This is a genomic window from Citrobacter sp. RHBSTW-00944, assembly GCF_013615435.1.
Classification (GTDB): domain Bacteria; phylum Pseudomonadota; class Gammaproteobacteria; order Enterobacterales; family Enterobacteriaceae; genus Citrobacter; species Citrobacter braakii.
Genome location: NZ_CP055418.1, coordinates 4,195,095 through 4,210,683, shown reverse-complemented (window position 1 = coordinate 4,210,683; position 15,589 = coordinate 4,195,095). Strand labels below are relative to the sequence as shown.

Below are 15,589 nucleotides of genomic sequence, written 5' to 3'. Positions count from 1 at the left end.
AATCGAACGTATATGTGACAGGTACGACATGCTGATAGGCTACATGCGGGTATCGAAGGCGGACGGCTCCCAGGCTACCGATTTGCAGCGCGACGCGCTGATTGCCGCCGGGGTCGATCCAGTACATCTTTACGAGGACCAGGCATCCGGCATGCGCGAGGATCGGCCCGGCTTGACGAGCTGCCTGAAGGCGTTGCGAACTGGCGACACACTGGTCGTGTGGAAACTGGATCGGCTCGGACGCGACCTGCGACATCTCATCAACACCGTGCACGACCTGACTGGGCGCGGCATCGGCTTGAAGGTATTAACCGGGCACGGCGCGGCCATCGACACCACGACCGCCGCCGGCAAGCTGGTCTTTGGCATCTTCGCCGCCCTGGCCGAGTTCGAGCGCGAGTTGATCGCGGAGCGCACGATTGCCGGCCTAGCCTCGGCCCGCGCGCGCGGGCGGAAAGGCGGCCGGCCGTTCAAGATGACCGCCGCCAAGCTGCGGCTGGCGATGGCGGCAATGGGTCAGCCAGAGACCAAGGTCGGCGACCTGTGCCAGGAACTTGGCGTCACGCGGCAGACCCTGTATCGGCATGTTTCACCCAAGGGTGAGCTACGTCCAGATGGCGAGAAGCTACTCAGCCGAATTTGATGCCGGCATGAGGCAACGTAGCGACAGCGTGGTTTGTCTCAATGGGAAGCGCTCATGATCGATCTTTGAAGGCCCGCAGCAGTCGTGTCACAGACAGGACGAACAAACCGGTCAGCGTGAGGGCTGCGATACCCCAGTACTCTCCGATGAACGCGCCGGCCGTCGTGCCGGCCAGCACAATGGCGAGAATCGGCAAATGGCAGGGACAGGTGAGCACGGCCAGCGCGCCCCACAGGTAGCCGGTGATCGGTTTGTGCATCTCGGACGGCAAGCGCTCGGGGCTGTTCATGGCAGACTCTCCGCGTGCTGTGCCGGCTCGGTCGGCATGGTGGCCAACTGCACCTCCAGATCGGCCAACGCTTCGCGCCGACGCTCGACGAACTGGCGCAGAACGGCAAGCTGCGCGGCCGCTTCATCGCCGTCCGCAGCATCCAGCGCCCGGCACAGCCGCGCCAGCGCGTCCAGGCCGATGCCCGCCTCGAAGGCCGCCCGCACGAAGCACAGCCGTTGCAAGGCGGCATCATCGAACAGGCCATAGCCGCCCGGGGTGCACGCCACCGGACGCAGCAATCCGCGCAGCAGGTAGTCGCGCACGATATGCACGCTCACCCCGGCATCAAGGGCCAGCCGGGACACGGTGTAGGCGCTCATTGAAAACCTCCTTTTTTTATCCAGCGCAGCAGGAAAGCTGCTTCACGTCCTTGTTGAAGGTCTGCGCCGCAAGCTTCAACCCCTCGACCATTGTCAGGTAGGGGAACAACTGGTCGGCCAGTTCCTGCACCGTCATGCGGTTGCGGATGGCGAGCACCGCCGTCTGGATCAGTTCGCCCGCTTCCGGGGCCACCGCCTGCACGCCGATGAGCCGTCCGCTACCTTCCTCGATGACCAGCTTGATGAAGCCGCGTGTGTCGAAGTTGGCAAGCGCTCGCGGAACGTTGTCGAGTGTCAGCGTGCGACTGTCGGTCTCGATGCCATCGTGGTGCGCTTCCGCCTCGCTGTAGCCCACGGTGGCGACTTGCGGGTCGGTGAACACCACTGCCGGCATCGCGGTCAGATTGAGGGCTGCGTCGCCGCCGGTCATGTTGATCGCGGCACGGGTGCCGGCGGCCGCTGCCACGTAGACGAACTGCGGCTGGTCGGTGCAGTCGCCGGCCGCGTAGATGTTCGGGTTGCTCGTGCGCATGCCTTGGTCGATAACGATGGCCCCTTGCGCATTGACAGTGACCCCCGCCGCGTCCAGCGCGAGGCTGCGCGTATTCGGTGCCCGACCGGTGGCAACCAGCAACTTGTCAGCGCGCAATTCACCGTGTCCGGTGGTCAGCACGAATTCGCCGTTCACATGGGCGACCTGGCTGGCTTGCGTGTGCTCCAGCACCTCGATGCCCTCGGCGCGGAAAGCGGCTGTCACGGCCTCGCCGATGGCCGGGTCTTCCCGGAAGAACAAGGTGCCGCGTGCCAGGATCGTGACCTGGCTGCCGAGCCGGGCAAAGGCTTGCGCCAGTTCCAACGCCACCACCGACGAACCGATCACGGCCAGGCGTGCGGGAATGGTGTCGCTGACAAGCGCTTCGGTGGAAGTCCAGTAGGGTGACTCTTTCAGGCCCGGAATCGGCGGCACGGCCGGACTGGCACCGGTGGCGACCAGGCAGCGGTCGAACGTTACCTCGCGCTCGCCACCCTCGTTCAAACGGACGACCAGGCTCTGGTCGTCCTTGAAACGCGCTTCACCGTGCAAAACGGTGATGGCTGGATTGCCGTCCAGGATGCCTTCGTATTTGGCGTGCCGCAGTTCATCGACACGGGCCTGCTGCTGGGCCAGCAGTTTGCTGCGGTCAATCGCAGGCACAGTTGCCGCAATACCGCCGTCGAACGGACTTTCCCGGCGCAGATGGGCAATATGGGCAGCGCGGATCATGATCTTGGACGGTACACAGCCGATATTGACGCAGGTGCCGCCGATGGTGCCGCGTTCGATCAGCGTGACCGTCGCGCCTTGCTCGACGGCCTTCAGCGCCGCCGCCATCGCGGCCCCGCCGCTGCCAATGATGGCGATATGCAAACCGGCGCCCTCAAGTGCATCACGGATTTTTGGTTCATCTTTGAAATCACCAACCCGGATCGAGCCTTGATAACCCAATGCGGCGATGGCGGCCAGCAGTTGGTTGTGGCTCACGGCGGTGTCTGCCATGACTTGCGCGCGGCTTTCTGGATAGGACACCACAGCGGCATTCACGCCGGGAATCTTTTCCAAAGCATCTTTGACATGGGTGGCGCAGGATGTGCAGGTCATGCCATTCACGGTGATTTCGGTCATTTTTTTACTCCATTGAATTTCGGGGTGCAGCAGGCATCGGCTTGGCGTTTTCGTTGGATGGCGTAGATGGTCAAGCCGATGAAAATCGCCAGCGCAGGCAGCAGCACATAGTCCAGATAGCCGGTCAGCGCGGACAAGCCGACCACACCGAGCAAAATGACCAGAACAGGGGTGAAGCAACACAGCGCCACGAGGGTTGTGCCAATGATGCTGACCCGCAGCAGTGTCTTCGGGTCTTTCATGATCAGTTCTTGACTGATGATGGGTAGCCCGCATCCTCGGTAGCCTTGGTCAGTTTCTGCACGCTGGTCTTGGCATCATCGAAGGTGACCACCGCTTCGCGCGTCTCGAAGGTCACGTCAACTTTACTGACGCCATCGACCTTGGAAATCGCCTTCTTGACAGTGATCGGACAGGCCGAGCAGGTCATGCCCGGTACGGACAGCGTAACGGTCTGGGTGGCGGCCCACACGGGGGCAACAACGGCAGCGAGGGCAAGGGCGGAAAGCAGCTTTTTCATGGTGAACTCCTGTGATCAATAGAAAAATGGCACGACGTAGGGAAATCCGAGCGCGACCAAAACCAGCACGGCCACGCCCCAGAAAATGAGCTTGTAAGTAGCTCGCACTTGGGGAATCGCGCAAACCTCACCCGGTTTGCAGGCGGCTGACGGCCGGTAGATGCGCCGCCAGGCGAAGAACAACGCCACCAGCGCCACGCCGATAAAGATGGGGCGATAGGGTTCCAACACCGTCAAGTTGCCGATCCAAGCGCCGCTGAACCCCAAGGCGATCAGAACCAGCGGCCCGAGGCAGCAAGCCGAGGCGAGGATGGCGGCCAGCCCGCCAGTGAAGAGCGCGCCGCGCCCGTTTTGAGGTTCAGACATACGTTTGTCCTTTCGAATCTGAATTGGATAGCTTAAGCTTACTTCCGTAGTTATGTACGGAGTCAAGCGATATGGAAAACAATTTGGAGAACCTGACCATTGGCGTTTTCGCCAGGACGGCCGGGGTCAATGTGGAGACCATCCGGTTCTATCAGCGCAAGGGCTTGCTCCCGGAACCGGACAAGCCTTACGGCAGCATTCGCCGCTATGGCGAGACGGATGTAACGCGGGTGCGCTTCGTGAAATCAGCCCAGCGGTTGGGCTTCAGCCTGGATGAGATCGCCGAGCTGCTGCGGCTGGAGGATGGCACCCATTGCGAGGAAGCCAGCAGCCTGGCCGAGCACAAGCTCAAGGACGTGCGCGAGAGGATGGCTGACCTGGCGCGCATGGAGGCTGTGCTGTCTGACCTGGTGTGCGCCTGCCATTCGCGGCAGGGGAATGTTTCGTGTCCGCTGATTGCGTCGTTGCAAGGTGGAACGAGCTTGGCAGGGGCTTCCACAGCTTAGCGTGCTTTATTTTCCGTTTTCTGAGACGACCACAGATCAGAAAAGACTGTGCAGCCGACTCTTGATATTCCGTGCAGTCACCTTCTGAAAATGACAGTTGAGCACAAACAACGTCAGAGTAGGGTATTAATTTATATTTATTGACACATTCAGCCAAGGGTAATAGATTTCATCCTGACATTTTTACCTTTGGAGGCATCTTGCAAGGTCAACGTATCGGCTACGTTCGCGTCAGCAGCTTCGACCAGAATCCTGATCGACAACTGGAACAAATAGAAGTCGGCAAGGTATTCACCGATAAGGCTTCAGGCAAGGACACACAACGTCCCGAACTTGAAAGGCTGCTGGCCTTCGTCCGCGAGGGCGACACCGTGGTGGTGCATAGCATGGACAGGTTGGCACGCAACCTTGATGACCTGCGCCGCATCGTCCAAGGGCTGACACAACGGGGCGTGCGCATGGAGTTCGTCAAAGAAGGGCTAACGTTCACCGGCGAGGACTCACCGATGGCCAATCTGATGCTGTCGGTCATGGGAGCCTTTGCTGAGTTCGAGCGCGCTCTGATCCGCGAACGTCAGCGCGAGGGAATCGTGCTGGCTAAGCAGCGCGGGGCCTACCGGGGACGAAAGAAATCGCTGAACAGCGAACAAATTGCCGAGTTGAAACGGCGAGTTGCGGCAGGCGACCAGAAAACCTTGGTGGCCCGTGACTTCGGCATCAGCCGCGAAACCTTGTACCAGTACCTGCGGGAAGACTGACCATGCCACGCCGCTCAATCCTGTCCGCCACCGAGCGCGAAAGTCTGCTGACACTGCCAGATGCCAAAGACGAACTGATACGGCACTACACGTTCAACGAAACCGACCTGTCGGTGATCCGTCAGCGTCGCGGCGCCGCGAATCGATTGGGCTTCGCCGTGCAGCTTTGCTACTTGCGATTCCCTGGCATCTTCTTGGGCGTCGATGATCCTCCATTTCTGCCCCTGCTGCGCATGGTGGCCGCACAACTCAAGGTGCCGGTGGAAAGCTGGAACCATTACGGCCAGCGCGAGCAGACACGGCGGGAGCACTTGGTCGAGCTGCAAACGGTGTTTGGATTCAAGCCCTTCACCATGAGTCATTACCGGCAAGCCGTGCATACATTGACCGAACTGGCCTTGCAAACAGACAAAGGCATTGTGCTGGCCAGCACCCTTGTTGAAAACCTGCGGCGGCAGAGCATCATCCTACCCGCCATGAATGCCATCGAGCGCGCAAGCGCCGAGGCCATTACCCGTGCCAACCGAAGCATCCATGCGGCATTGGCCGATTCCTTGATACCTGTCCATCGCCAGCGCCTGGACGAACTGCTCAAGCGCAAGGATGGTAGCAAAATGACGTGGCTAGCGTGGCTGCGCCAATCGCCCGCCAAGCCGAACTCGCGCCACATGCTTGAACACATCGAACGCCTCAAAGCCTGGCAGGCGCTTGACCTACCTGCTGGCATCGAACGGCAGGTACACCAAAACCGCTTGCTCAAGATCGCCCGCGAAGGCGGCCAGATGACGCCCGCCGACCTGGCCAAGTTCGAGTCGCAGCGGCGTTACGCCACCTTGGTAGCACTGGCCATCGAGGGCATGGCCACCGTCACTGATGAAATCATCGACCTTCACGACCGTATCATCGGCAAGCTGTTCAATGCGGCCAAGAACAAGCATCAACAGCAGTTCCAGGCTTCCGGCAAGGCGATCAACGACAAGGTGCGGATGTATGGGCGCATCGAGCGCACGCTGTTCATTCTGGATTGGCTGCAAAGCGTGGAGCTGCGCCGCCGCGTCCATGCGGGGCTGAATAAGGGCGAGGCGCGCAACGCGCTGGCCAGGGCGGTCTTCTTCTACCGATTGGGTGAAATCCGCGACCGCAGTTTTGAGCAGCAGCGCTACCGGGCCAGCGGCCTCAATCTGGTGACGGCGGCCATCGTGTTGTGGAACACGGTCTATCTGGAGCGTGCCACCAGTGCTTTGCGTGCCCACGGCAAGGCGCTGGACGACACGTTGCTGCAATATCTGTCCCCGCTGGGGTGGGAGCATATCAACCTGACCGGCGATTACCTATGGCGCAGCAGTGCCAAGGTCGGTGCGGGGAAGTTCAGGCCATTGCGACCGCTGCCACCGGCTTAGCGTGCTTTATTTTCCGTTTTCTGAGACGACCCCCTTATGGCAGCACTTTAAATTGAGTCTCATACAGTATCTGTTTTCTTTCTCTTCATCTCTCATGACCTGCTGCCCACTTACAGACTCCAGGGTAAAGCAAAAAATTCTCCACCGGTGAGCAGAGTATATTGCATATGCCAGTTTATGAGTGTATATATAGCATATGCCAATAAGGAGCCTTCATGCCAAGACCCAGAATTCCCCGTAACATCTGTGGCCGCCCTGCGGATACCTGTTTTAAGCCCAATGCGCGACCGATGAGCCAGCTTGAACATGTTCATTTAAAAGAAGATGAGTTTGAAGCGTTACGGCTGGTCGATTTACTGGGCATGCAACAGCAGGAAGCGGCTGTTGCAATGGGGGTTTCAAGGCAGACACTGGCCAATGTCCTGAAAGCAGCCCGTTTTAAGGTTGTGGACTGTCTCACTCAGGGCAAGGCCTTAATAATGCACTCTGAAAGGGAAGGAGTTACACAAGATGATCACAGCCATTCCAGTGAATGACGACCGGGTAGCAAATCATTTTACCAAAGCGAGTCACCTTGTCCTGGTGGATGAGCGCGGTGTGGAGCTCAGCCGGACAGAAAATCCCGCGCTGGGCGCAGATTGTTCAGGTAAACGGAAGCTGGTTGACCTGCTGGTTCAACAGCAAGTCAGCCGCGTTGTGGTCCGTAACATCGGGGAACGGATGCTGGGTAAATTACTGGGGCATCAGATCGCGGTGTACCAGACTGACTGTGGTCGTCGTTTGTTCACTGAACTGTGTGATCCGGATACCCGTGTTCTGACTGAACTGAATAAGCCGGAGCAGGGACGCCAGTCCTTTCATCATGAGGCGAAAGGGAAAAAATGCTGTCACTCTGACGGGAACACAGCAGAAAATGCGTGCCAGGGTGGGCGTCAGCATCATCACGGAAACGGGCGCTGTTGCCATTCATGAGTTTATTTCATCACGGGCGGTGATTTTTATCAGACCCGTATTGTGTATAAACCAGGAGCCGGAATGTGTGGAGGAGGCAGTAATGATGCCGGGGGAGCCCCTCAGCTGACTGAATTCCGGATGCCTCCCATCAGTACAACCGGACGCTGAGCAGAAACAGATGAATTGTTATCTTGATGCCAGAAAGGCCCATACCTGTTGTATGGTCTGTAGTTCCCGCGACAACAACCCTGATACGGTGAACTTAATGTTTTCAGAGCACCCGGATGGCTCTGTATGTGCGGACTACAAGGCCAATCACAGGCATCAGGGGTATACGGGTCTTTTACATGGCGGAATGACGAGTACCCTGCTGGATGCAGCAATGACTCATTGTTTGTTCATGCAGGGTGTGCAAGCCCTGACGGCTGAACTGACGGTAAGATTCATTTCACCCGTTTGTACCGGAGACAAACTGATGGTATGTGCCAGACTGCTTGGGCAACGCAGGGGGATTTACCTGCTTGAAGCATGGCTGACAAAAGGACAGCAGACAGTGGCACGTGCCACGGCGAAATTCATTGTTCCGTCGCAGGATATTGCTCTGGCGCATCGCTAGTGTGACAGACGACAGGTGTACCTGGTTATTATAAAAATTTGAGGCGTGTTTTGCTCAGACCGGAAAGAATAATCGCATATCGTATATTCCACTGAAACCGTGTAAGAGGTAGTTATGAGTAAACAAATCATTGATATTGGTATTGCTGAATCATCCCGGGTGGAGATTGCAGACGGCCTGTCCCGGCTTCTTGCTGACACCTATACCCTGTATATAAAAACACATTACTATCACTGGAATGTAACTGGCCCCATGTTTAACAGCTTACATTTAATGTTTGAAAATCAATACAATGAGCTGGCCACTGCCGTTGATGATATCGCTGAACGTATACGCTCGCTCGGATGCTTCGCGCCCGGCACATATCATGAATTTTCACGTTTAACAGCGGTTAATGAAGATAAGGATATTCCGGCAGCAAAAAACATGATTGAAAATCTTGTCCAGGGCCAGGAGACCGTGGTTAAAACTGCACGCTCCCTGTTCCCGCTCGTTAATAATGCGAATGATGAAGCCACAGCAGATCTGCTTACACAACGTATCCAGTTACATGAGAAAACTGCCTGGATGTTGCGTAGCCTGCTTGAATAATGTCACCACGTGGCAGCAGAAAAAACGGTTTGTCAGCCACAGGCCATTGCTGTCAGTGCAGTACCATCCGTGCTGCTGTGGCTGTTTTTCTGACCGTAATAGTATAAAAACCGATAAATCAATAAGTTAAACAGTGAACGCGTGAGCGATAAATACAGTCCGGACAGGCATTACCGATGGGTATATCCGGACCACTGTCGCTTTCCCGTTATAATATCGCAGATTCCGGCCAGGCTCTTCACAACCTGACAGGGTTAATGCTGCAATGATAAAACGGTTTGCGTGGAAAGCAGGATCACATTATTCGTTGTTATGGCTTCCTTTACCGGTGCCTGCCTGCGGGCAGTAGAGATCATACAAGGTATTTAACAACGTCATGATACGGTTATCCTCAATACGGTAATATACCATTTTACCTGCCCGTCGGGTCTCGACAAGCTTCAGGCGGCGCATTACACCCAGTTGCTGAGACAGGGTCGGCTGAGTGATACCGACTGCAGCTTCCAGCCCGGCCACATTCGCTTCCCCCTGGCTTAACTGGCACATCAACAGCAACCGGTCGCTGTTAGCCAGTCCCCGTAAGACATCTGCTGCCCCCAGGGCTGCATTTTTCATATCGGTCTGACGTTTTGTGTCTTCATTCATGGGCATTGCTGGTTTCTCACATTATGTATTTTTATATAATGTTATTTAGTATACTGATGGTGCCATAATTTTGCCACCGTGTTCGCCAGGTCTGCAGCGTCCAGCTGGCCTGGGTAACTAATTATATCTGGCAGACATTTTGCCCCGAGTGAACAGAGAGGATGTAATGAAAATAGTGATTGTTGGTGGTGTTGCCGGCGGTGCGTCCGCTGCAGCCAGAGCTCGCCGGTTGTCAGAAGATGTCAGTATTGTTGTGTTTGAACGGGGAAGCGATGTCTCTTTCGCCAACTGTGGATTGCCTTATCATATAGGCGGAAAAATTCCGTTACGGCAGTCGCTTATTCTTAAGACTCCGGAGGATTTTAAATCCCGCTTTAACATAGACGTCCGTACCTGCCATGAAGTGACGTCAGTGGATCCGGTTAATAAAACAGTGACAGTTAAAAATTTGACCTCAGGTGAGATCCATACCGAAGTATGGGATCGTCTGCTCCTCAGTACCGGAGCCGCGCCGGTTGTCCCTCCTTTGCCCGGGCTACAGCAAGAGGGCGTCTTTACGCTCCGAAATCTTACTGACATGGATGCTATCCTGGCGTGGATTGAGCAACATAACGTCGCTCACACCACGCTTGTCGGGGGGGGATTCATCGGACTTGAAGTGATGGAGGCTCTGAGCGAACGGGGGATCCGTGTTACCCTGCTGGAGATGGGAGAACAGGTTATGGCTCCGGTTGATCCTGAAATGGCATCAGCCCTGCATCAGGAAATCCGGAATCATGGCGTGGATCTGCGTCTCAGAACGGCACTCACCGAGGTGCTGCGGACAGAAACGGGATTCCGCGTTGCACTGTCTGACGGTGGCTTTGTGCAGACCGACATGGTTATTCTCGCCATCGGGGTAAAACCTGAGAACAGCCTTGCCACAGTAGCCGGGCTCGAAGTGGGTAAACGGGGAGGTATAAGCGTCAATGCCTGTATGCAGACCAGTATTCCTGACATCTACGCCGTGGGGGATGCAGTTGAAACACCTGACCTGGTCTTTCAGGAACCCGCTAATATTCCTCTGGCTGGGCCCGCCAACCGCCAGGGACGCATTGCTGCTGATAACATGCTTGATCACCACAGCCTTTACCATGGCAGTCAGGGGACATCCATTTGTAAGGTATTTTCGCTTAGTATTGGCAGCGTCGGTGCGAATGAAAAGCAACTGAAAGCCCATGGTACCCGATACGAGAAGGTTTACGTCCATGCTGCTGATCATGCCGGTTACTACCCAGGGGCTACGATGATCAGTCTGAAACTGCTGTTCAGCCCCGATACCGGTAAAATTCTGGGGGCCCAGGCGTCAGGGAAAAAAGGGGTTGATAAACGCATCGATGTTCTGTCTGTCGCGCAGCGCGCGGGACTTACCGTCAACGATCTCGAGCATCTTGAGCTGACTTATGCCCCGCCTTTTAACAGTGCAAGGGACGTTGTTAACCAGGCCGGTATGGTGGCGGCAAATGTCATCAGGGGAGATACGGCCATATGTCATGTCAGCGATGTTTTGCAACGGGAACCGGACAGGTATTGTTTAGTTGATATTCGTTCTCCTGAAGAACTGAAACAATTTGGCGAATATCCTGACGCGCTATCCATCCCTCTGGATTCTCTGCGGGAGAATCTTGAAAAATTGCCTGTAGATAAAGAGATTTTTATCGGTTGTCAGAGTGGTCTGCGCGGGCATGTGGCATACCGTATTCTGCAGGCTCACGGCTTCCGGACATATAATCTGAGTGGTGGCTTTATAACCTGGCAGGCGGTTATGGAGTCAATGAGCAAATAAGAGATGAGGTGCCATACACATGGCACCTCATCTGGTTCTGTCGCATTAAGACATCGTCGGGTAACATACTGTTTTTTTATAATGTTACCTGCCCATGTCTCTGATATGAAAAGCGTTTTAAACGCCTGCACTATCCCATTGATGTTATTGCTCAATGTGTTCGCTGGTATCTGACTTACGCCCTCAGCCTGCGCAATCTCGAAGATATGATGACGGAGCACGGCGTTATCGTTGACCATTCCACTCTTCATCGCTGGGTTATGCGCCTGGCACCGTTGTTGAATAAAACGTTCCGCCAGTATAAGCGTAATGTAGGTCGGCGGTGGCGGATGGACGAAACTTACATCAAAATCAAAGGCCAGTGGAAATATCTGTACCAGGAGGTTGATACCGCGGGGCAGACCGTCGACTTCCTGTTGACCGCCAGACGCGACGCTGCGGCTACCTTACGCTTCTTTCGCAAGGCCATTCGTAAGCGTTAAGTGAGCGTAAGCGCACCGTGAAGGACGTAGGGTAAAAATTAGTTTACAGAGAGGGTGACGTTCCAGGGCAGCAGTTCTTTTACGCGATTGGCAGGCCAGGTGTTGATGACGCTGATCACATGATGCAGCCAGGTTTCCGGCTCGATGCCGTTAAGTTTGCAGCTACCGATCAGGCTGTACATCACTGCCGCACTGTCACCACCACCATCAGAGCCGAAGAACATGTAGTTACGGCACCCCAGCGCAACCACCCGGAGGGAGTTTTCACACAGGTTATTGTCGATCTCCACCCAGCCATTGCGGCAATACTCATTCAGAGCATCCCACTGCTTCAGCATATAAGCGAGTGCCTTCGCGGTATCTGAGTGTCGCGACAGCGTGTTCATCTGCTGTTGTATCCAGTCGTACAGCGATTGCATCAACGGAACGCTTCTGGCTTTTCTGACCGCCAGTCGCTCTTCTGCCGGACTGCCACGGATTTCCGACTCGATAGCATACAGCGCCCCGATACGACTGAGCACTTCTGTTGTTACTGTCGTTGGATGGCGGACATGTACATCGTGGATCTTGCGCCGGGCATGCGCCATACAGGCCGCTTCGGTTACTCGCCCACTTTCATAGAGGGCGTTATAACCCGCGTACGCATCGGCCTGCAGGATACCGCTGTAGTCCGCCAGATGTCGCTGCGGGTGGATACCTTTGCGGTCGGATGAGTATGAGAACCATACTGCTGCCGGCATGGTTGAGCCGGCGTTGCGATCGTCACGAACATAGACCCACAGCCGCCCGGTACGGGTTTTACCCTGTCCGGGCTCCAGGACATTCACCGGCGTGTCGTCTGCATGCACTTTACCCGACATCAGCACATAGTGGTTCATTTCATCGTACAGCGGGCGAAGTTGCTCTCCCATGATATCCACCCAGCGCCCCATCGTATTGCGGCTCAGCTCCACGCCCTGCCGGCGCGTAGATTTCAGCCTGGCGGTACAGTGGTAAGTGTTCAGCGAACTTCGCCATAATGATACGGGCCAGCAGCCCCGGGCTGGCGTAGCTGCATTCGATGGGTTTCGGCGGCAGCGGTGCCTGCACGATACAGTCGCACCGGCTGCAGGCCAGCTTCGGACGAACCGTTTCGATTACCCTGAAGGCGGTGTTGATGATATCCAGTTGTTCAGAGATGCTCTCTCCCAGCGGTTTCAGTTTGCCACTGCAGACAGGGCATTCGGTTTCTGCCGGGGCGATAACCTGCCTGTCACGGGGGAGTGTTGCCGGAAGCGCTTTGCGGGTGGGAGAGTCTGATGTTTTTGGTACTGCATCTCCGGCCATTGAGGTGAGTTGCGACTGCGCTTCGCCAAGCCTGTTCTGAAGCTCGGTTATCCGCTTTTCAGCCTGCGCGATCTTCTTTTCTATTTTCTCCCGGTTTTTCTCGCTGCTGCGGCCGAACAGCATTCTCTGCAGTTTAGCGACCAGTGCCCTGAGCGAGTCGATTTCGCAGGCGTAGCCGGTTATTTCACCGGACAGACGAACGATAACTGCCTGCTGCGCGACCAGCAGGGCCTTCAGTTGCTCGATGTCATCCGGGAGTTCACTGTTCATCCACCTGTTTTATCACGGGTTATATCCGTATACCAGGCTGTTCCGTCCGTTTTGGATGTTGCCATGCGATACCTTCCAGCAGCATGGACAACTGTGCAGGCGTCAGATGAACTTTCCCTTCCCGGGTCACCGGCCAGACGAAGCGTCCCCGCTCAAGACGCTTGGCGAACAGGCATAACCCGTCACGGTCTGCCCACAGGATTTTTACCATTTTGCCGCTGCGGCCACGGAAAACGAAGATATGCCCGGAGAAGGGATCATCTTTCAGCGTGTTCTGGACCTTTGAGGCCAGGCCATTGAAGCCACAGCGCATGTCGGTGACGCCAGCGATGATCCAGATTCTGGTACCAGTCGGCAGAGTTATCATCGGAGCTCCCCTTTCAACTCGCCAAGTAATACTCGCAGCAGAGCCGGTGTCATAGTTCCGTGTAGTTTTATCGTTCCACCTGGTAGCTCTACTTCGCAACAGGGTACATCAGCAGGCGATGGTGCCGTCAGAGGGGCTGGAACGACTGGGGGAGGCGCGATACTTACCGGTAGCAGTTTGACAGGCAGGTTATCCCTGCGATTCAGTTTTCCCTGTTTATACTGGTGACGCCAGTTAAACAGCAGGTTGTCATTAATACCGTGTTCACGGGCAAGACGAGCCACGTTGGTATCAGGTTGCATCGACAGCTCCACAAGGTGGAGTTTGAACTCCGTGGAGAAATTAGGTCGCCGGCGTTTTTCGGGTATTTCTCTGGTGGGAACCGGTTCGTATTGTTGGCTTTTCCCGGGGTAGAGAAGCTGTTCAAGTTGCTCAGGTGATATATGTTCGGGAACGGGCCAGTTCAGACCTGAACGGGCAAAGCGCCGGAACAGACTCTGCAGGGTGGTTCTGGGAATGTTGATTTGTTTACTTATCTGTTTCCTTAAGGAAGGTGCGAACAAGTCCCTGATATGAGATCATGTTTGTCATCTGGAGCCATGGAACAGGGTTCATTATGAGTCATCAACTTACCTTCGCCGACAGTGAATTCAGCAGTAAGCGCCGTCAGACCAGAAAAGAGATTTTCTTGTCCCGCATGGAGCAGATTCTGCCATGGCAAAACATGGTGGAAGTCATCGAGCCGTTTTACCCCAAGGCTGGTAATGGCCGGCGACCTTATCCGCTGGAAACCATGCTACGCATTCACTGCATGCAGCATTGGTACAACCTGAGCGATGGCGCGATGGAAGATGCTCTGTACGAAATCGCCTCCATGCGTCTGTTTGCCCGGTTATCCCTGGATAGCGCCTTGCCGGACCGCACCACCATCATGAATTTCCGCCACCTGCTGGAGCAGCATCAACTGGCCCGCCAATTGTTCAAGACCATCAATCGCTGGCTGGCCGAAGCAGGCGTCATGATGACTCAAGGCACCTTGGTCGATGCCACCATCATTGAGGCACCCAGCTCGACCAAGAACAAAGAGCAGCAACGCGATCCGGAGATGCATCAGACCAAGAAAGGCAATCAGTGGCACTTTGGCATGAAGGCCCACATTGGTGTCGATGCCAAGAGTGGCCTGACCCACAGCCTAGTCACCACCGCGGCCAACGAGCATGACCTCAATCAGCTGGGTAATCTGCTGCATGGAGAGGAGCAATTTGTCTCAGCCGATGCCGGCTACCAAGGGGCGCCACAGCGCGAGGAGCTGGCCGAGGTGGATGTGGACTGGCTGATCGCCGAGCGCCCCGGCAAGGTAAGAACCTTGAAACAGCATCCACGCAAGAACAAAACGGCCATCAACATCGAATACATGAAAGCCAGCATCCGGGCCAAGGTGGAGCACCCATTTCGCATCATCAAGCGACAGTTCGGCTTCGTGAAAGCCAGATACAAGGGGTTGCTGAAAAACGATAATTAACTGGCGATGTTATTCACGCTGGCCAACCTGTTTCGGGCGGACCAAATGATACGTCAGTGGGAGAGATCTCACTAAAAACTGGGGATAACGCCTTAAATGGCGAAGAAACGGTCTAAATAGGCTGATTCAAGGCATTTACGGGAGAAAAAATCGGCTCAAACATGAAGAAATGAAATGACTGAGTCAGCCGAGAAGAATTTCCCCGCTTATTCGCACCTTCCTAAGATTTTGTGGTAAAACCGTGGCGAAAAGCTATCGCACCTTTAATGTATTCTCCATTCAGAAAATACAGAAGACTAAGTTCATACCAGTAAGGTGAAAATTCAACTACATGCACCATCAGTACATGGACTGCCCCTCATGGTCGCCATGAGCGTAACAATTCCGGTCCTATCAATCAGCGTGCTCCCTGATTATCTTCGGGGTTGTACGCCAGTATTTTATCAATGAGTGCTCTTCCCCTGTGAGGGAAGAGCATGTGTGT

18 protein-coding genes and 4 pseudogenes are annotated in these 15,589 nt (G+C 55.4%); 11 read left to right on the top strand and 11 right to left on the bottom strand.

Features of this window, described 5'->3' with window-relative positions; genetic code table 11:
- The first annotated feature begins 28 nt into the window (after window positions 1-28).
- The gene (locus HV334_RS20420) at window positions 29-643 is read left to right on the top strand and encodes a recombinase family protein (protein ID WP_000904941.1); all 615 of its coding nucleotides are present in this window, start codon (window positions 29-31) and stop codon (window positions 641-643) included.
- A 52-nt stretch (window positions 644-695) separates the two neighbouring features.
- Here the strand turns inward: HV334_RS20420 and merE are convergent, their stop codons facing one another.
- Genes merE through merT form a run of 6 tightly spaced genes read right to left on the bottom strand, consistent with a single transcriptional unit; the run spans window position 696 to window position 3,843 of the window.
- On the bottom strand, window positions 696-932 hold the full coding sequence (gene merE, locus HV334_RS20415; RefSeq protein ID WP_063255707.1) for a broad-spectrum mercury transporter MerE: 237 nt from the start codon (window positions 930-932) through the stop codon (window positions 696-698).
- The gene (gene merD, locus HV334_RS20410) at window positions 929-1,294 is read right to left on the bottom strand and encodes a mercury resistance co-regulator MerD (RefSeq protein ID WP_003465059.1); all 366 of its coding nucleotides are present in this window, start codon (window positions 1,292-1,294) and stop codon (window positions 929-931) included. Before merD ends, merE begins: the two co-directional genes overlap by 4 nt.
- Before the next feature lie 16 nt (window positions 1,295-1,310).
- Window positions 1,311-2,957, bottom strand: a complete 1,647-nt coding sequence (gene merA, locus HV334_RS20405; RefSeq protein ID WP_023628935.1) for a mercury(II) reductase — start codon at window positions 2,955-2,957, stop codon at window positions 1,311-1,313.
- Window positions 2,954-3,199, bottom strand: a complete 246-nt coding sequence (gene merF / locus HV334_RS20400; RefSeq protein ID WP_000654684.1) for a mercury resistance system transport protein MerF — start codon at window positions 3,197-3,199, stop codon at window positions 2,954-2,956. The genes merA and merF overlap by 4 nt, the downstream gene beginning before the upstream one ends.
- A 2-nt stretch (window positions 3,200-3,201) precedes the next feature.
- Window positions 3,202-3,477 (bottom strand): mercury resistance system periplasmic binding protein MerP, encoded by a 276-nt coding sequence (gene merP, locus HV334_RS20395; RefSeq protein WP_000735441.1) that lies wholly within the window; start codon window positions 3,475-3,477, stop codon window positions 3,202-3,204.
- 15 nt (window positions 3,478-3,492) lie between these two features.
- Window positions 3,493-3,843, bottom strand: a complete 351-nt coding sequence (merT, locus tag HV334_RS20390; RefSeq protein WP_001294667.1) for a mercuric ion transporter MerT — start codon at window positions 3,841-3,843, stop codon at window positions 3,493-3,495.
- Window positions 3,844-3,914: 71 nt separating this feature from the next.
- Between merT and merR the strand changes: the two genes are divergently transcribed.
- The 7 genes from merR (at window position 3,915) to HV334_RS20355 (ending at window position 8,668) form a co-directional block, all read left to right on the top strand.
- Complete coding sequence (gene merR / locus HV334_RS20385; RefSeq protein ID WP_036991831.1) at window positions 3,915-4,349, top strand: Hg(II)-responsive transcriptional regulator; 435 nt, start codon at window positions 3,915-3,917, stop codon at window positions 4,347-4,349.
- Window positions 4,350-4,549: 200 nt separating this feature from the next.
- The gene (locus tag HV334_RS20380; protein WP_001162010.1) at window positions 4,550-5,107 is read left to right on the top strand and encodes a recombinase family protein; all 558 of its coding nucleotides are present in this window, start codon (window positions 4,550-4,552) and stop codon (window positions 5,105-5,107) included.
- Window positions 5,108-5,109: 2 nt separating this feature from the next.
- Entirely contained in the window at window positions 5,110-6,507 is a 1,398-nt protein-coding gene (locus HV334_RS20375; protein ID WP_174501489.1) for a DUF4158 domain-containing protein, read from the top strand.
- A gap of 215 nt (window positions 6,508-6,722) precedes the next feature.
- Complete coding sequence (locus tag HV334_RS20370) at window positions 6,723-7,043, top strand: DUF134 domain-containing protein (protein ID WP_001137910.1); 321 nt, start codon at window positions 6,723-6,725, stop codon at window positions 7,041-7,043.
- Window positions 7,018-7,479 (top strand): NifB/NifX family molybdenum-iron cluster-binding protein, encoded by a 462-nt coding sequence (locus HV334_RS20365; protein ID WP_000626969.1) that lies wholly within the window; start codon window positions 7,018-7,020, stop codon window positions 7,477-7,479. The genes HV334_RS20370 and HV334_RS20365 overlap by 26 nt, the downstream gene beginning before the upstream one ends.
- Before the next feature lie 337 nt (window positions 7,480-7,816).
- On the top strand, window positions 7,817-8,077 hold the full coding sequence (locus tag HV334_RS25390; protein ID WP_017901299.1) for a hotdog domain-containing protein: 261 nt from the start codon (window positions 7,817-7,819) through the stop codon (window positions 8,075-8,077).
- A gap of 114 nt (window positions 8,078-8,191) precedes the next feature.
- On the top strand, window positions 8,192-8,668 hold the full coding sequence (locus HV334_RS20355; protein WP_000043177.1) for a Dps family protein: 477 nt from the start codon (window positions 8,192-8,194) through the stop codon (window positions 8,666-8,668).
- 300 nt (window positions 8,669-8,968) lie between these two features.
- Here the strand turns inward: HV334_RS20355 and HV334_RS20350 are convergent, their stop codons facing one another.
- Window positions 8,969-9,319: a metalloregulator ArsR/SmtB family transcription factor gene (locus tag HV334_RS20350; RefSeq protein ID WP_174501487.1), complete on the bottom strand. Its 351-nt coding sequence runs from the start codon at window positions 9,317-9,319 to the stop codon at window positions 8,969-8,971.
- Window positions 9,320-9,479: 160 nt separating this feature from the next.
- On the opposite strand from HV334_RS20350, the gene HV334_RS20345 reads away from it, so the two are divergent.
- A complete protein-coding gene (locus HV334_RS20345; RefSeq protein ID WP_094168989.1) occupies window positions 9,480-11,138 on the top strand; it encodes an FAD-dependent oxidoreductase in 1,659 nt (552 codons plus the stop codon).
- A 125-nt stretch (window positions 11,139-11,263) separates the two neighbouring features.
- A pseudogene (locus HV334_RS20340) lies at window positions 11,264-11,611 on the top strand (IS6 family transposase); the annotation flags it as partial.
- A gap of 47 nt (window positions 11,612-11,658) precedes the next feature.
- Here HV334_RS20340 and HV334_RS20335 read toward each other — a convergent pair.
- From HV334_RS20335 to tnpA, 3 genes and pseudogenes are all read right to left on the bottom strand, one after another.
- A pseudogene (locus tag HV334_RS20335) lies at window positions 11,659-13,216 on the bottom strand (IS66 family transposase).
- Between the two features lie 19 nt (window positions 13,217-13,235).
- The gene (gene tnpB / locus HV334_RS20330; RefSeq protein ID WP_038633649.1) at window positions 13,236-13,583 is read right to left on the bottom strand and encodes an IS66 family insertion sequence element accessory protein TnpB; all 348 of its coding nucleotides are present in this window, start codon (window positions 13,581-13,583) and stop codon (window positions 13,236-13,238) included.
- Window positions 13,580-14,146, bottom strand: coding sequence for an IS66-like element accessory protein TnpA (tnpA, locus tag HV334_RS20325; protein WP_159121481.1), 567 nt, complete (start codon window positions 14,144-14,146; stop codon window positions 13,580-13,582). Before tnpA ends, tnpB begins: the two co-directional genes overlap by 4 nt.
- A 53-nt stretch (window positions 14,147-14,199) precedes the next feature.
- Between tnpA and HV334_RS20320 the strand changes: the two are divergent.
- Window positions 14,200-15,102, top strand: a pseudogene (locus HV334_RS20320) (IS5-like element IS5 family transposase); the annotation flags it as partial.
- Between the two features lie 238 nt (window positions 15,103-15,340).
- On the opposite strand, the pseudogene HV334_RS25385 reads toward HV334_RS20320, so the two are convergent.
- Window positions 15,341-15,556, bottom strand: a pseudogene (locus tag HV334_RS25385) (tetratricopeptide repeat protein); the annotation flags it as partial.
- Window positions 15,557-15,589 lie beyond the last annotated feature (33 nt).

Coding starts and splice junctions, on each gene's coding strand:
- HV334_RS20420 (WP_000904941.1), top strand. CDS start 29: ATGCTGATAGGCTACATGCGGGTATCGAAGGCGGACGGCTCCCAGGCT.
- merE (WP_063255707.1), bottom strand. CDS start 932: ATGAACAGCCCCGAGCGCTTGCCGTCCGAGATGCACAAACCGATCACC.
- merD (WP_003465059.1), bottom strand. CDS start 1,294: ATGAGCGCCTACACCGTGTCCCGGCTGGCCCTTGATGCCGGGGTGAGC.
- merA (WP_023628935.1), bottom strand. CDS start 2,957: ATGACCGAAATCACCGTGAATGGCATGACCTGCACATCCTGCGCCACC.
- merF (WP_000654684.1), bottom strand. CDS start 3,199: ATGAAAGACCCGAAGACACTGCTGCGGGTCAGCATCATTGGCACAACC.
- merP (WP_000735441.1), bottom strand. CDS start 3,477: ATGAAAAAGCTGCTTTCCGCCCTTGCCCTCGCTGCCGTTGTTGCCCCC.
- merT (WP_001294667.1), bottom strand. CDS start 3,843: ATGTCTGAACCTCAAAACGGGCGCGGCGCGCTCTTCACTGGCGGGCTG.
- merR (WP_036991831.1), top strand. CDS start 3,915: ATGGAAAACAATTTGGAGAACCTGACCATTGGCGTTTTCGCCAGGACG.
- HV334_RS20375 (WP_174501489.1), top strand. CDS start 5,110: ATGCCACGCCGCTCAATCCTGTCCGCCACCGAGCGCGAAAGTCTGCTG.
- HV334_RS20370 (WP_001137910.1), top strand. CDS start 6,723: ATGCCAAGACCCAGAATTCCCCGTAACATCTGTGGCCGCCCTGCGGAT.
- HV334_RS20365 (WP_000626969.1), top strand. CDS start 7,018: ATGATCACAGCCATTCCAGTGAATGACGACCGGGTAGCAAATCATTTT.
- HV334_RS25390 (WP_017901299.1), top strand. CDS start 7,817: ATGACGAGTACCCTGCTGGATGCAGCAATGACTCATTGTTTGTTCATG.
- HV334_RS20355 (WP_000043177.1), top strand. CDS start 8,192: ATGAGTAAACAAATCATTGATATTGGTATTGCTGAATCATCCCGGGTG.
- HV334_RS20350 (WP_174501487.1), bottom strand. CDS start 9,319: ATGCCCATGAATGAAGACACAAAACGTCAGACCGATATGAAAAATGCA.
- HV334_RS20345 (WP_094168989.1), top strand. CDS start 9,480: ATGAAAATAGTGATTGTTGGTGGTGTTGCCGGCGGTGCGTCCGCTGCA.
- tnpB (WP_038633649.1), bottom strand. CDS start 13,583: ATGATAACTCTGCCGACTGGTACCAGAATCTGGATCATCGCTGGCGTC.